General features: G+C 35.1%; 12 protein-coding genes. 4 read left to right on the top strand and 8 right to left on the bottom strand.

Translation table 11 applies throughout. The features are described from left to right. Positions 1-6 precede the first annotated feature (6 nt). Genes Q0910_RS02935 through Q0910_RS02960 form a run of 6 tightly spaced genes read right to left on the bottom strand, consistent with a single transcriptional unit; the run spans position 7 to position 6,863 of the window. Positions 7-1,917, bottom strand: a complete 1,911-nt coding sequence (locus Q0910_RS02935) for a fumarate reductase/succinate dehydrogenase flavoprotein subunit (RefSeq protein ID WP_299212420.1) — start codon at positions 1,915-1,917, stop codon at positions 7-9. A 9-nt stretch (positions 1,918-1,926) separates the two neighbouring features. Continuing rightward, positions 1,927-2,595, bottom strand: a complete 669-nt coding sequence (locus Q0910_RS02940; protein WP_298539111.1) for a succinate dehydrogenase cytochrome b subunit — start codon at positions 2,593-2,595, stop codon at positions 1,927-1,929. A gap of 17 nt (positions 2,596-2,612) precedes the next feature. Continuing rightward, positions 2,613-3,683: a type II asparaginase gene (locus Q0910_RS02945; protein WP_299212422.1), complete on the bottom strand. Its 1,071-nt coding sequence runs from the start codon at positions 3,681-3,683 to the stop codon at positions 2,613-2,615. 44 nt (positions 3,684-3,727) lie between these two features. Then, on the bottom strand, positions 3,728-5,146 hold the full coding sequence (aspA, locus tag Q0910_RS02950; RefSeq protein WP_299212424.1) for an aspartate ammonia-lyase: 1,419 nt from the start codon (positions 5,144-5,146) through the stop codon (positions 3,728-3,730). Positions 5,147-5,175: 29 nt separating this feature from the next. After that, positions 5,176-6,477, bottom strand: coding sequence for an anaerobic C4-dicarboxylate transporter (locus Q0910_RS02955; protein ID WP_299212426.1), 1,302 nt, complete (start codon positions 6,475-6,477; stop codon positions 5,176-5,178). 11 nt (positions 6,478-6,488) lie between these two features. Continuing rightward, entirely contained in the window at positions 6,489-6,863 is a 375-nt protein-coding gene (locus tag Q0910_RS02960) for a hypothetical protein (RefSeq protein WP_299212428.1), read from the bottom strand. 459 nt (positions 6,864-7,322) lie between these two features. Here Q0910_RS02960 and nrfH point away from each other — a divergent pair, with 459 nt between their 5' ends. From nrfH to Q0910_RS02980, 4 genes are all read left to right on the top strand, one after another. Beyond that, complete coding sequence (nrfH, locus tag Q0910_RS02965) at positions 7,323-7,922, top strand: cytochrome c nitrite reductase small subunit (RefSeq protein WP_299212430.1); 600 nt, start codon at positions 7,323-7,325, stop codon at positions 7,920-7,922. 12 nt (positions 7,923-7,934) lie between these two features. After that, on the top strand, positions 7,935-9,434 hold the full coding sequence (gene nrfA / locus Q0910_RS02970) for an ammonia-forming cytochrome c nitrite reductase (protein WP_299212432.1): 1,500 nt from the start codon (positions 7,935-7,937) through the stop codon (positions 9,432-9,434). Between the two features lie 86 nt (positions 9,435-9,520). Further along, positions 9,521-12,682 (top strand): cytochrome c biogenesis protein CcsA, encoded by a 3,162-nt coding sequence (ccsA, locus tag Q0910_RS02975; RefSeq protein WP_299212434.1) that lies wholly within the window; start codon positions 9,521-9,523, stop codon positions 12,680-12,682. 442 nt (positions 12,683-13,124) lie between these two features. Then, positions 13,125-13,622, top strand: a complete 498-nt coding sequence (locus tag Q0910_RS02980) for a GTP-binding protein (RefSeq protein ID WP_299212435.1) — start codon at positions 13,125-13,127, stop codon at positions 13,620-13,622. 78 nt (positions 13,623-13,700) lie between these two features. Here the strand turns inward: Q0910_RS02980 and Q0910_RS02985 are convergent, their stop codons facing one another. Next, complete coding sequence (locus tag Q0910_RS02985) at positions 13,701-14,462, bottom strand: LytTR family DNA-binding domain-containing protein (protein ID WP_299212437.1); 762 nt, start codon at positions 14,460-14,462, stop codon at positions 13,701-13,703. A gap of 5 nt (positions 14,463-14,467) precedes the next feature. Next, positions 14,468-15,511, bottom strand: a complete 1,044-nt coding sequence (locus Q0910_RS02990; protein ID WP_299212439.1) for a sensor histidine kinase — start codon at positions 15,509-15,511, stop codon at positions 14,468-14,470. Positions 15,512-15,862 lie beyond the last annotated feature (351 nt).

Below are 15,862 nucleotides of genomic sequence, written 5' to 3' on the forward strand. Positions count from 1 at the left end.
AATATATCATTTATAACTTCTCACCGAAGGTTTTACAAATTCAAATTCTAGTTCTTCCTTGTGCAACTTAAAATCTCCATCATCATACTCCCAGGCAGATACATAAGAATAGTCTTCATCTACTCTCACTGCTTCACCATCTTCTGTCTGGAATTCTTCTCTAAAATGTGCTCCACAGGATTCGTCACGTTCTAATGCATCTGTACACATTAAAATTCCTAATTCAATAAAGTCAGCTAATCGCAAGGCTTTTTCTAGTTCTGTATTCAGTTCATTACTACTACCGGTAATTTTTACATCTTTCCAGAATTCATCACGTATTGTTTTTATTTGTGCTATAGCATTTTCCAATCCTTTTTTATTGCGGCTCATAGCGCATTCTTGCCACATCACTTTTCCTAATTCTCTATGGAAATGATCTACGGTTTTCGTACCATTGATATTCAAAATTCTATCTATATCAGCTTTTACCGCTTTCTCGGCTTTTTCAAATTCAGGATGATCTGTAGTTGGATGATCTTCTTTTAAAGCACTTGCCAAGTAATTATTTATCGTATTCGGAAGCACAAAATAGCCATCAATACTTGCTTGAAGTAATGAATTTGCTCCCAGTCTATTAGCTCCATGATCAGAGAAATTACATTCGCCTATCGCATACAATCCGGGTATCGTAGTCATTAATTCATAATCTACCCATAATCCTCCCATAGAGAAGTGCGCCGCAGGTGATATTTGCATAGGTTCTCTATAGGCATCAATCCCTGTGATTTTTTTATACATCGTAAAGAGGTTTCCATAGCGATCTTTAATCGTCTGGATTCCGAATTTTTCGATGGCATGTCTAAAATCAAGGTAAACGGCATTCTTTAATCTCCCCACGCCATATCCTGCATCTATTCGCTCTTTTGCGGCTCTCGAGGCTATATCACGAGGTGCTAAATTTCCAAAGCTTGGATATCTTCGTTCTAAATAATAATCTCGTTCATCCTCCGGTATATCGTTTGCTTTTCTTGCATCCTGTTGTTGTTTAGGCACCCATATTCTTCCATCATTACGAAGCGATTCTGACATCAAGGTAAGTTTAGATTGCGCTTCGCTAGATTGTGGCAATGCTGTTGGGTGAATTTGTGTAAAACTGGGAGCTGCAAATAAGGCTCCTTTTTTATGAGCTTTCCATAAGGCACTACCATTACATCCAATAGCCAATGTAGATAATCTGAAAACACGAGAATACCCACCAGTTGCCAGTACTACAGCATCTGCAGCGTAGCGTTTAAGTTCACCTGTTACCAAATCACGAACGATGATTCCTTTTGCTTTTCCGTCAATAACTACCAAATCCAGCATTTCACTACGTGGGAACATCTTTACTTTCTTAACACGTACCATTTTATACAACTGAGAATATGCAGCCATTAATAATTGCTGCCCTGTTTGCCCTCTGGCATAAAAAGTACGCTGTACCTGTACTCCCCCAAAACTACGATTGACTAATACGCCTCCGTATTCTCTGGCAAAGGGAACTCCTTGTTGTACGTAATGATCAATAAGCGGAGCAGAAAGTTCGGCTAATCTATAGGTATTCGCTTCGCGAGATCTAAAATCTCCACCTTTCAAGGTATCATAAAACATTCTCCAAACACTATCTCCATCATGCTGATAATTCTTAGCCGCATTGATGCCTCCTTGTGCAGCTACAGAGTGTGCCCTTCTGGCAGAATCCTGGTAACAGAAGCATTGTACATCGTATCCCAATTCTGCAAGTGTAGCAGCTGCTCCTGCACCCGAAAGTCCTGAACCAACTACAATAACATTTAACTTCTTTTTATTGGCTGGATTGATCAATTGTGATGTAACCTGATAGTTACGCCACTTATCTTCTAGTTTTCCTTCTGGAATTTTTGAATCTAATTTCATCTGTATATTCTATTTGAGGTAAACAATGAATGGAATAATCCCGAAACCAATACCCATAATAAGAGCATAAACCAAAGAGACCTTTGCTATAATCTTTAATCCTTTTTTATGATAAAAGCCTAAGGTTTTGAAACCACTTTTAAAACCGTGATACAAGTGAAATGCCAGCGGTACGGATATAATAGTATAAAAGATAACATAATAAATGTTGTGAAAAAGACTATACGTTACTTCATATACATCTTTATTCCCATCTACATCTAATGCTACCGCATCACCAAATCCTAATTTGATACGCGCCCAAAAATTCACTAAATGTATAACGATAAAGATCAAAATAAGCGTTCCTAAAATCCCCATATTTCGAGAAGACCAGCTGCTATTTTCGTTAGCGTGATTCATAACATATTTTTGTGGCTTCGCTTTTCTATTTCTGATAGTAATCAGTAATGCATACACCACATGAAGAATAATAGATAGATATAACAAATACGCTACAATCTTTATCAATGGACTTTCCCTTAAAGTAGTCGAATACGAATTATACATTCCTCTAGCAATGTCTTCGGGTAATAACAGAATGCAGTTTGCAGAAAGATGTACTACCAGGAAAACACATAAGAACAGCCCTGTTCCTGCAACAAGTGTTTTCCTAAAAAATAATGGATTAAGTGCCATAATCTATTTCTGTTAAATTAGTACGTATGAAAAAGTTCTTGCATGTCATTTAATTTTTCACCCTTGGATAGTGCAAGCATTAATAAAATTCTTGCTTTAGCCGGATTTAAATCTCCAGAGGCAACAGTGTGATAATCTTCATCTTTAAACTCGTTGTCTCGCAAAACCCACCCAGTGGCAGCACGTGTACTTCTAACAACGATAACACCATGATCTTCGTAGGCTTTCTTTGCTGCATTCAGGATGGCATCCGTCATATTACCATTCCCAACACCAGCAATTACAATTCCTTTGGCACCAGCTTTTACGTGCATATCGATTAAATCCGGAGCCATATCTGCATAGGCATAAATAATATCAACTCGGGGTAATTTTTTGACCCCCGTTATTGAAAACTTACTGGTGTTTCCGAATTTTGTGTTTGGTTCGCGAAAAAAGCCCAATCTGCCATAAAACACACCACCCAACATCCCTTTAATAGGTGATTGAAAACTATTGACATTGGTTGTATTCATTTTACTCACGTCGCGGGCTGCATGTATTTGATCATTAAGTGATACCATCACACCTTTTCCTTTGGCTTCCGGGTTCGAAGCAATAGCCACAGCATTGTATAGATTCAATGGACCTTCGGCACTAATAGAGGTTGAAGAACGCATAGAGCCTGTAGTAACAACAGGCTTGTCGCTTTTGACAACCAAACTTAGAAAATATGCTGTTTCTTCTTGTGTATCGGTGCCATGAGTTACTACGATGCCATCGACATCATCAGAAGCTAATAGTTCATTGATACGATTTGCCAATTTCAACCAGATTTCTACCGTCATATCTTGTGAGCCTACATTGGCAACTTGTTCTCCTGAAACATCCGCTAGTTTTTTTATACCAGGAACTGCATTAATCATGGTCTGAATCCCTATTTGACCTGCTTCATAACTCCCAGAAGTGGCAGATGCAGCTGATCCTGCAATAGTACCTCCCGTTGCTAGAATTTTAACATTTGGGAGGTCAATGTCTTGAGCAAATCCAACAACAGTTATAGTAACTGCTATTAGAAATAATATTGTTTTTATATGTAGAAGCTTCATATTAAAAGAATTTATTTTTCTCGATTGTTTTTGAATAACTAAAACTACTTATGTAATGCAGCTGTGTATTTAGGATTCATTAAGTTGTCTACACTTAAAATTTTATCTAATTCTTCTTCGGAAAGCAATTCTTTCTCGAGAACCAATTCACGAATTGATTTTCCTGTTGCCACAGCTTCTTTACCCAGAACATCTCCCATATGATGACCAATGTATGGGTTTAAGAAGGTAATAATTCCAACCGAATTAAACACCATTTGTTTGGTATGCTCTTCATTGGCAGTGATACCATCAATACATTTTTTGGCTAGTGTGACACATGCATTGGAGAGTAGCTCTACAGATTCAAACATACATTGTGCAATTACAGGTTCCATTACGTTTAGCTGTAATTGTCCTGCCTCGGCTGCAAATGAAATGGTCACATCATTTCCAATAATCTTAAAACACACCTGATTCGCTACTTCAGGAATTACCGGATTTACCTTCGCGGGCATAATGGAAGAACCTGCTTGCATTTCTGGAAGGTTAATTTCATTTAATCCACATCTGGGGCCAGAAGAAAGTAATCTTAAATCATTACAAATTTTAGATAACTTCACCGCTGTTCTTTTCAAAGCTCCGGAAATCATCACATACGCACCACAGTCTGAAGTCGCTTCTATCAAATTTGCAGCAGGCACAAAACTAGCCTTTGTAAATTGTTGTAAATACCCTATGGACAGTTCTGTGAATCCATCAGGTGCATTTACTCTTGTTCCGATTGCTGTGGCACCGAGATTAACTTCTAAGATAAGGTCACGACTATTTTTTAGGTTTTTAGTTTCTTCTTTTAAATTTGCAGACCAAGCTCCAAATTCATCACCCAAGGACATGGGTACAGCATCTTGTAACTGCGTTCTACCCATTTTAAGGACATTTTTAAATTCGGAAGCCTTTTTATCAAAACTAGTGGTCAGTACATTGATTTTTTCCAACAAATGATTCATATAATAATAAACAGCTACCCTAAAGCCAGTTGGATAGGCATCATTCGTAGACTGTGATTTATTTACGTGATCATTAGGATGTAAAATATCATAACTTCCTTTTTCGTGCCCGTTTAGTTCTAAAGCTACATTTGCAATCACTTCATTAGTATTCATATTTACAGAAGTACCTGCTCCTCCTTGAAATACATCTGAAGGAAAATATGCTGCGTACTTATCTAGATTTCCAAGAATTTCATCACAAGCCTGAATGATCATATCTGCTTTATCTGCCGGAATTGTTCCGATTTCTTTGTTCGCACATGCACACGCCTTTTTAGTAACTACTAATCCTTTTATAAAAAACGGATAATCTCCGATTATTGAATGCGAAATTTGAAAATTATTAAGAGCTCTTTGTGTATGAACTCCATAATACAAATCTCCGTTTATTTCTAGCTCTCCTAAAAGATCTGTTTCTTTTCTTGTTTTCATAAGTTCTTTATTTTGATTTGATTATGAGTTTATAAAATAAGACCTCCAAGTATAAATCCGAAGATGACACTGGAAGCAATCGTTACTATTCCAGGAATAATAAAAGAGTGATTAAATACATATTTCCCTATTTTGGTAGAGCCTGTGTCATCCATTTCTACGGCAGCCAATAATGTTGGATACGTAGGTAATACAAATAAGGCACTTACAGCAGCAAAAGAAGCTATAGCGGCAATAGGGCTTACTCCTAATGCTAAAGCAGCTGGCATTAATGCGGTTGTAGTTGCTGCCTGAGAGTATAGCAACATACTCGCTAAGAATAAAACAACTGCCAGCATCCAAGAATATTCATTTAAAATACCTCCTGCTGCTTCTTTAATTTCTACAATATGATTACTCACAAAGGTATCTCCTAACCAAGCAACACCAAGAACGCATATTGCAGCACTCATACCCGATTTAAAAGTGGACATACCTGTAACTTCATTAAGTTTTATTTTACAAACTAATGCAATCACCATAGCAGCTAATAACATAATGGCCATTATGGCGTGATTACGACTAATTGTTGGATCTGGAATTAGTCCCACTTTCTTAGAAATTAAGCTTGCGTAGGTTACTATAATTAATATGGCAACACCAAAAATACCCACAGACCATTTTGCGCTTTTGGGGCTTTCGCTACGTTCCTCTGTTTTCTGTTTTATCAATCCAGACGCTACACGTCTTTGATATTCTGGATCTTCAGCCAAGGGTTTCCCTAATTTGTTAGCTACAATAGCTCCAACCATACAAGCTAAAACTGTAGAAGGAATAGCAACAGCTAAAAGTTGCAAGTACGATACTCCTAAAGGCTCTAAAAAACTTGCAAAAATCACTACAGCTGCTGAAATAGGAGAAGCTGTAATTGCTATTTGTGATGCTACTACAGAGATACTTAAAGGTTTAGAAGGTCTTACGCCTCCTTCTTTAGCCACTTCAGTAATTACAGGTAAAGCAGCATAAGCGGTGTGACCAGTTCCTGCCAATAACGTCATCCAATAGGTTACGGTAGGCGCAATAAACGTAACACGTTTTGGGTTTTTTCTAAGAATCTTTTCAGATACATTGACTAGATAATCCAGTCCGCCAGCCTTTTGCATCGCAGAAATGGCAGCTATTACAGACATAATAATGAGTATTACATCTACTGGAACCGAACCAGCTTTGAGTCCAAAAACCAAGGTAAGAACAACAACACCAGCACCACCAGCATAACCAATACCGATACTTCCCAGTTTTGAACCCAAGAATATAAAAAAGAGTACAACTAATAATTCAATCCAAATCATATCTCAAGTGTTTAGTTAGTTAATTTCCAGTTTTTACGTTGATAAATACCTTTAAGAATAGCATTCCAACTGTTTTTATGAATTTCAAATTGTTTGGGGTCGAGCAGATCCTCGACATCCTTATGAAGCTTTCTTATTTGCTTCGGGAATTCATGACGGATTTGTTCGTCACTTAATTGAGTATTTGGATTCCCTAGACGTTCCATTTTGTAGGCGTGATAGACCACAATTTTCTTGTAGTCTTCTCGTAACTTCCCTGTTAGCTTCATTTTATCCATTCGGTCTTCATACCATAATGCTTGCAGTTCCTTATCATCTGTAGAAAAGACATCGACTTTGTATTCCAGACGTTCTTTTTGTTCGTCTGTTAATTCTTGTGCCTGCATATTTAAAAAACAAAAGCAAGCCAAAATGACTGTGATAAAATAATTACAATACATACATATAATTTTATAGACAATAATGATGTTAGAATTCTTAGCTAAAGTAGTTTGATATTAAGATTAAATTTCTAATCATTTAAGTGAAGTAACCTAAATCAAAAGTGAAGTGTCTAAACTTAATATTGAATCCTTTTTTGTTATAAATTTTGTGATTTTTTCTAACGATTTCAAATAATTAACAAAACAATAAATTCTGTTTAAAGGGTAGCATAAGGAATTGTGACCAATTTTGAAATGAGCTTTAATTTATAAAATGGTATAATCGATGGAACCAATTCCTACTATTGGGATTAACCCTATCATAGGGATAAGAATTAAAAGCATAGCTTAATAACTAAACTAAATCACTCATTTTATTCTTTTTTTTATTAAATTTAAAGACTAATCCACACCACACAAATCTTGGCAATAAAAGACAGAGTATTACCAGATAAAAAATCCCGATGGCGTCCTACTGCGGTTTTTCTTATAGCCGCCCTTATTGGATTAGGACTGTTTATGGCGAAAGAGTCGGAAGTAGTATCTTATATGGGTGATAATCCACAAACCTGTGTTAACTGTCACGTAATGACTCCTGTTTATAATAGCTGGATGCACAGCTCACATCGTGAATGGGCATCCTGTAATGATTGCCATGTTCCTCATGATAATGTATTCAATAAATATTATTTTAAAGCTAAAGATGGCTTATATCATGCCTCTATATTTACATTGCGTGCAGAACCTGATGTGATTTTTATGCGGGAGGCATCTCAGGAAGTTGTTCAGAATAATTGTATTCGTTGCCATGTACAACAAGTAACTCAAACTAAGTATGACGGTTGGATAGATGGGCACGCATCTGATAGAACAGATAGACAATGCTGGAGTTGTCATCGTGAAATACCTCACGGACGTAGCCATGGGATTTCGACAGTAAAATATAATATAGCACCTATACCAACAGATGAAGTAGAGGCTGTTATTCCTGAATGGTTACAAAAAAAAATTGAAGAAAAATAAATAACTAGTATTATGAAAAATAAGGTATTATTCATTGTAACTATTATCGTAGTATTTTTATTGGGGCTGCTTGCTTCCAGTATTATTAATAGAAAGTCTGAAGCAAAATACAAGTATGTACCTAAAGTAGATATTAGTGAAAATGAACCTCGAAATGCAGTTTGGGGTGAAAATTTCCAAAAAGAATATCAATCCTTTCTACAAACTACGGATACCAGTTTTTCTACCTATCAAGGAGGTTCTGCTATGCGAGATATGCTTGAAGAAGATCCACGTTTGGTAGTACTATTTGCTGGATATGGTTTCTCTAAAGACTATAATCAAGGACGTGGACATTCATATGCTATCGAAGATATTCATAATTCCCTAAGAACCGGAGGTCCGAAAGGAAAAGGTGACGGGCCAATGCCAGCTACTTGCTGGACCTGTAAAAGTCCGGATGTTCCCCGATTGATGAATGAGATAGGAATTGAAGAGTTTTATAAAGGAAAATGGGCTGACAAAGGATCAGAAGTCGTAAATTCTATTGGTTGTGCAGATTGTCATGATCCTAAAAGTATGAAACTTCGAATTACGCGTCCTGCACTGGTAGAAGCTTTTGATGCTATGGGTAAAGATATTAATAATGCAACTCATCAAGAAATGCGTTCATTAGTATGTGCACAATGTCATGTAGAATACTATTTCGATAAAAATTTACCAGGAAAAGAAGGAACTCCATATCTTGTTTTTCCATGGAAAAATGGAATGGCTGTCGAGGATATGGAAAAATATTATGATGAACTTGAATTTAAAGATTGGACTCATAAAATTAGTAAAACCCCAATGTTAAAAGCACAACATCCCGGTTATGAAACTTATGTAACAGGAGTACATGCTGATCGTGGAGTATCCTGTGCAGATTGCCATATGCCATATAAAAGTGAAGGAGGGCAAAAATTTACGGATCATCACATACAATCTCCATTAAATAATATAGCGAATGCCTGCCAGGTATGCCATAGAGAGGAAGGAAGTAAATTAATGGCCAATGTATTTGAACGTCAACAAAAATCGACAGAAAACAGATTAAAATTAGAGGACCTTTTAGTAAAAGCTCATATCGAAGCTAAAAAAGCCTGGGATCTTGGAGCAACAGAAGAACAAATGGCAGCTGTTTTAACAGACATACGTCACGCACAATGGCGTTGGGATTATGCTGCTGCTGCTCATGGTGCTTCTTTCCATTCTCCAGTAGAAACCGCTAGAGTTATAGGTGGTGGGTTAAATATTGCGCAAGAAGCTAGAGTGAAATTAGCTCGTTTATTAGCCGATTTAGGACATAATAAACCTGTAGAAATGCCAGATATATCTTCTAAGGAAAAAGCACAGGCTTATGTGGGGCTCGATATAGAAAAGTTAGAAGCAGAAAAAGAGGAATTCAAAAAAACACTGCTGCCAAAGTGGTTAGAAGAAGCAAAAGCCAGAGAAGCAAAACTGGATGTAAAAACTGTTTCTATGCAAGAAGAATAAAACAATCGAATATATCCTTTTTATAAACAAGATATCCTCAGTAGTACGCCTAATGAGGTTATCTTTCTTTTTTTAAACAACACATAATGCACAAATTATATCGTTTTTTTTCATCACCTATATTGGCTGTTTTATTATTATTGCTTTTTGCAATTGCAATGGCGACGGCTACTTTTGTAGAAAATGATTTCGGTACCGCTACCGCCTGGAAAATCATCTACGATGCCTGGTGGTTTGAACTTGTTATGATAGGACTTGGTATCTGTTTTGGTACTAATATTTATAAATATAAACTTTGGAGAAAAGAGAAGTGGCCAATCCTTTTGTTTCATGTGGCATTTATAGTTATTTTAATAGGTGCTGGAATAACGAGACATTCTTCTTATAGCGGTATTATGCGTATTAGAGAAGGAAACGCTTCAAACATTATAATTTCGGATCAGAATTATCTGCAAGCACACATTTCTGACGGAAGCAAGACAAAAGTAATTCGAAAACAATTGAGTTTCTCTCCTATTAGCGATAATGATTTTACGATAGAAACAGATTTTGATGATATACCGATACGCATTTCTCATAGCAAATTTGTCGCAGACGCTGTACCCGAAATAGTGGATGATGTAGAAGGTGGAAAAGCACTCTTACAACTAGTTGTATCGTCTGGAAACGGAAGGCAAACGGTATTTTTGGAAAAAGGTGAAGTAGAGAGTATTGGAAAACACCATCATAGAGTTGGATATAATGCCAAAGAAGAAGGAATTATCAATATTATAGAGAAAGATGGTGATTTTAGTGTGCTATCCCCACGAGATCTTGATTTCTTTATTATGGCTTCTCAAACTGCTGGAAAAATTAAGAAAGATAGTCTGCAACGGTTAACTTTACGTACGTTATATCGTGACGGTGATGCTTCTTTTGTACCGCTGTCTTTTCATCCTAGCGCCACTATAGAACTAGTTAGTGAATCCGAAAAACCAAAGGATAATGATAGAGGCAAAGATGATGCACTCATTGTGAATGTTCAGGTCAATGATCAGATAGAAGAATCCTCATTATTATATCGAGAAGGTTTTTTACCTACAACACATCAACTCGAATTAAATGGATTAACTATACAGCTTTCTTATGGTGCACAAGCACAAGAGGTGCCTTTTTCGTTATATCTTAATGATTTTCAGTTAGAACGCTACCCTGGTTCTACAAGCCCTTCTGCATATGCAAGTGAAGTAACTATTATTGACAATAAAAAAGAAACACCCTATCGAATCTTTATGAACAATGTGCTGGATTATGAAGGCTATCGATTTTTTCAGGCAAGCTATGATACCGATGAATTAGGAACCGTACTTTCTGTAAGTCATGATGCTGCTGGAACCTGGATTACTTACCTGGGATATTTCCTAATGGGATTGGGGATGTTTTTTACATTATTTGGAAAAAACTCAAGATTTCGATTGATCAATCAAAAATTAAAAAAACTAAAACAGCATCAAATTGTACCATTATTACTTTTTTTGTTCATATCTACTTTCTGCAAAGGAAATATAACTGAGCCGACTAAAGAACAACAACTTGTAGCAGAACAACAGATCGATGTGTATCATGCCGAACTCTTTGGTCGATTGATGGTACAAGATCTAGATGGACGAATCAAACCCATAAATACACTTGCTTCTGAGTTTTTGAGAAAGATATCTAGAAAACCTTATTTTAAATATTCAAACAATGGATCAAACATACGTTTAGATGCTAATCAAGCGTTTTTAGCGATGCACGTAAATCCAAATGCATGGCAACAAATCCCTTTAATTAAGATAGATCAAAAAAAAGGAGGAGTATTATTTAAGTCTTTAGTACTAAGTGAAGACGGTCTGGTTCCATTTAATGCCCTGTTAGACGAAAAAGGAGCTTATATCTTGAGTGAAGCAATTGAAAAAGCGAATCTCAAGAAACCGGCAGAGCGTAATGAATTTGACAAAGAAGTAATAAAAGTAGATGAACGTTTCAATATATTATACAATGTTTTTAGTGGAAACTATTTAAAGGTTTTTCCTAATAGTAATGACAAGAATAATACTTGGTATAGTTATACATATCATTTTAGGGATTTCCCTGCTGAAGATGGCAAGTTTGTACAATCCATTGTTCCTTCCTATTTTCAGGATGTGATTTCAAAGAACTGGGATGCAGCTACAGAGAAGCTCTCATATATAAAGACCTATCAAAATGTACTGGGTGCAGCTATTATACCAAATGATGAAAGAGTCGCTGCAGAGTTATGGTATAACGAGTTGAATCTCAATTTTTGGTTGTTTCAGGTATTTTTTACTTTGGGTTTTATAGTATTAGTAATCGCAATCACCAAAATTTTTATTCAAAAAAAGTTTATTGAATGGTTATGGAATATATTGATAATCCTATTGCTAATTTGTTTTCTGATGTTCACAGGAAACATATTATTAAGATGGTATGTGGCGCAGCACGCACCCTGGAGTAATGGGTATGAGATGTTGGTTTTTGTAGCCTGGGTATTAATGCTTTGCGGGTTGCTGACTTTTAGAAAATCAGATTTTGCATTGCCATTAGCTACTTTGTTTTCTGGTGCATTATTATTTGTAAGTTATCTAGATTGGCTAAACCCTGAAATCACTAACTTGATGCCTGTTCTTAAATCTTCCTTTTGGCTAAAAGTACATGTAGCAACTATTATTAGCAGTTATGCGCCATTGGCTTTATCTGCTATTTTGGGGCTGATGGCACTTATCTTAATGATTATCAAAACCGATAAAACAAAGGCTCCTATTGATATACGTATTAAAGAACTTACGTATATTAATGAAATATCTATGACCATTGGTTTGTTTATATTGGCAGTAGGAACATTTTTAGGCGGCGTTTGGGCGAATGAGTCCTGGGGGCGTTATTGGGCGTGGGATCCCAAAGAAACCTGGGCATTGATAAGTATTATCGTATATGCAGTGGTGTTACACCTACGATTCATTCCGAGATTGCAAGATCGATACGTGTTGAATGTCGCCAGTACATTTGCTTTTTGGTCGATTATTATGACTTCTTTTGGCGTAAATTATTATTTATCAGGGCTTCATAGTTATGCAGCAGGAGATCCAATACCTATTCCTACTTTTGTTTACGTATTGGCATTATTGATGTTACTTATTGCAGTAATAGCGTATTTCAGGAATAAAGAAGGAGTTGCCAGTACAAAACCGATTTATAAAGATTTATAACAACAATTTTCTAAAAAAAACTTTTTAAAGAAGAAAATCCAGTGATAGCAACCAAAAAGACTCTATAAAGAATCTTTTTGGCTTTTTTATGAATATAATTCACTTGAACTTGAATAAAAAATACTCAATATTGAGTAAAAAACATTCAACTTTGAATGAAAAACACTCAAAACTGAATAAAAAACACTAGAAATCAAGTAATAAATACTCAAAGTTGAACCTAATTCACTCGACGTGATGGCGCAGGCATCGAGATCTTTTTATAGTTGAAACTTCTTTTGAACCAAATTATGTAATATGTCTTCTTTTGACTATGTATGGGATTTGTGGTTGGTATCTAAGTTGAGAAAAGAATAACTAAAATGCTGAATATTATCAAAACTGATAAAAATCAGTAATAAAGATTTCGGAAAATGGTAACATTGATGTTTAACTCTTATCTATGGAGATTGCAAAGGACATTGTGTTACGGCCACGGTTTTTTCAGGATTTGGATGTGCCATCAGAAAAAGCTTTGGAGGCTTTCGAGGAAAAAGGAAAAAGCTGTAAAGATTTTAAGATAAGTTGTATCGATCATCATGTGTTCATAAGAATCCCTAAAAAAGATCAGCACTTTTGGTCTCCGCAATTGCATTTAGAGATTTATGATGTAGATGAGCAACCAAAACTCAAAGGACTTTTTGGACCCAGTCCCACGGTTTGGACATTTTTTATGTTTGCACATTTTATTGTGGCCACCGCATTCATAGGAGCAGGTATTTGGATGTATGTTAATATGAGTTTAGGAGATGATTATTTATATGCTATCATAACAATGGTCTTCCTTTTTATTACTTGGTTTGTATTGTATTTTGCAGGTCGATTAGGCAAAGAAGCTGGTAAAAAAGAAATGCATGGGTTGTATGAGTTTATGAGGAATACATTGGATTCGATTGAATAGTAATCTTTTTTAAAAATGTATTTCTATATAATTTCTTGAGTCTATATCAATCACAATGTGTTATGGAGCCTTCTTTACTTATTGATGTAACCAGTTTTTGAACTCAGGTGTTTTACTATTAGAAGTATATAGTATTATTTCAGCGTGATTTAAGGTTATGGCTACTCTGTTTTTGATGTGCTGATTGTATTTAAAAATGCTATTTCTGTTAATTATTTCACTCCTATTGATCCTGAAAAAAACATTGTTGTCCATCTGATTTTCTATATGTGTCAGAGAATCATTAATAATATGTTTTTTGTCATTTGTATCTATTGCCAGAACAAAATCTCCTTGTGCCTGAAAATACATAATTTCAGCAACCTTTAGCAGAAATACACCATCTCTCTTTTTGATAGAAAATGTGGATTTGTATTGTTTTTTTTCAAGATTAAGTAGATACTTCAGTTGATCTAATACATCAGGGGGAATCGTTTCTTTTTTAGTTTTACAAAGTAGTAAAAATTTGTTCCAGGCGGTTTCAAAAGATGCTGCAGTATATGGTTTTAATAAGTAAGCAATACCATTAGTTTTAAAAGCGTCTATATAGAAAGTGTTATACGCTGTACAAAATATAATAGGACAATCGGGGCGTATGGTTTCATATACGCTAAAAACATTACCATCTAATAACTCAATATCAGAAAAAATAATATCTAATGAGGGGTTACTATTTAAAAACTCAATAGCCTCTGTAATACTTCTTTTCCATTCGATTTTGGGATTCGAAGTAATTGATTTGATAGAGCGAATTAATTTCTCTCCGGCTCGTTGCTCATCTTCTAATATAAGAATGTTCATAATTTTCAAGATAAGTTTTTGATTAAGGGTAATGTAACAGTAAACATATCAGCATTGATAATAGATACTTCTTTACTGCTTAAAAGCTGATATCTGGATGTTAGATTTTTTAATCCGGTCCCCAAGCTATGAGTGATATCCATTTTAAGGTTTTTTTTATGACTAACAGAGATTTTATTTTTATCAATTTCGATAGTAATAATTAGTGGGTTTTTAATAGATCCTTGATTATGTTTCACAGCGTTTTCTATAAGACTCTGTAGAGTAGCAGGTGGAATTAAGTAATCTTTTAGATGTATAGATGTATTCTTTTTAATGAATTGATAAGATACTCCATAACGTTCTTTTAAAAGATAAATATAGTCATCAATAAAATTCCATTCTTCACATAGACTCACGACATCTTTTTCTGAAGTAGTTAATATATAACGATACATATTGGATAGTTTATGCAAGTATTCTTTTGCCTGCCTTGGGTTTCTATCTATTAAATCATCTAAGGTGTTTAAATTATTGAATAAGAAATGAGGATTCACCTGAGATTTTAGAAAAGCAAGTTCCATTTCAGTCTTTTCAGCTTTTAGTTTATCTATCAAGGTATTATTAAGAATCCAATCTCTCGTAAAACGGTATGCAAAGGAAAATTGAAGACATAAAAAAATAGGATTTAGTCTTCCCAAAATAATATTATCATAGCTGTTAAATTCTTTTATAAACACTAAATAAAAAGAGGTGTCAATACCCGTAATGATTATATGTATAAGAATTCTAAAACACTCAATGAGAATGATAATAATAACGGTTATAATAATGTAATGAAACCACTTTCTTTTTTTTAAATACTTAGGAATTAACCGGAATGCATTAAAATAAAAGAATATCGGAAAGAGCAGTATTGCAAATTGTGATACGGTTCCTGGTCTAAGACTTCTGTCAAACCAATTATTTGTCCAAACAGCATTTATGGTGGCAAAATAAAATACCCAGAATACTATATGAAAATAAACTTCCTTGTTTCTAAATATCTTTCTGATTTTCGAATTGCTCATATAACAATCTGGTTATGTTGTAATTATTAGACGATACTCTTTGCGATTTGTAACAATTAACGAAGGTTTTTGAGAGTCATAATCCCCCAGTTTAAATGCTATTTCACCCAGTTCAATGGAATCTTTATGTACAGCAGTAACAATTGATGATTTTACCCGTGTAATAGATAATGAAGAAAGCGGTTATCAACATCCTGTTTTGCCTATCTATTATTGCTATCAACTTAATAATAGAGCTATATCCTATAGGTAGATTGTATACAAAGTATTATGCGTGCAAATTAGATATTGAGATGATAGTTGATCGAGCTAAGCTTTCTAAAAAGGGTGCCTTTTTAGAAACAGTTCCTA

Origin of the sequence: uncultured Aquimarina sp. (assembly GCF_947495315.1) — a bacterium.
Classification (GTDB): Bacteria; Bacteroidota; Bacteroidia; order Flavobacteriales; family Flavobacteriaceae; genus Aquimarina.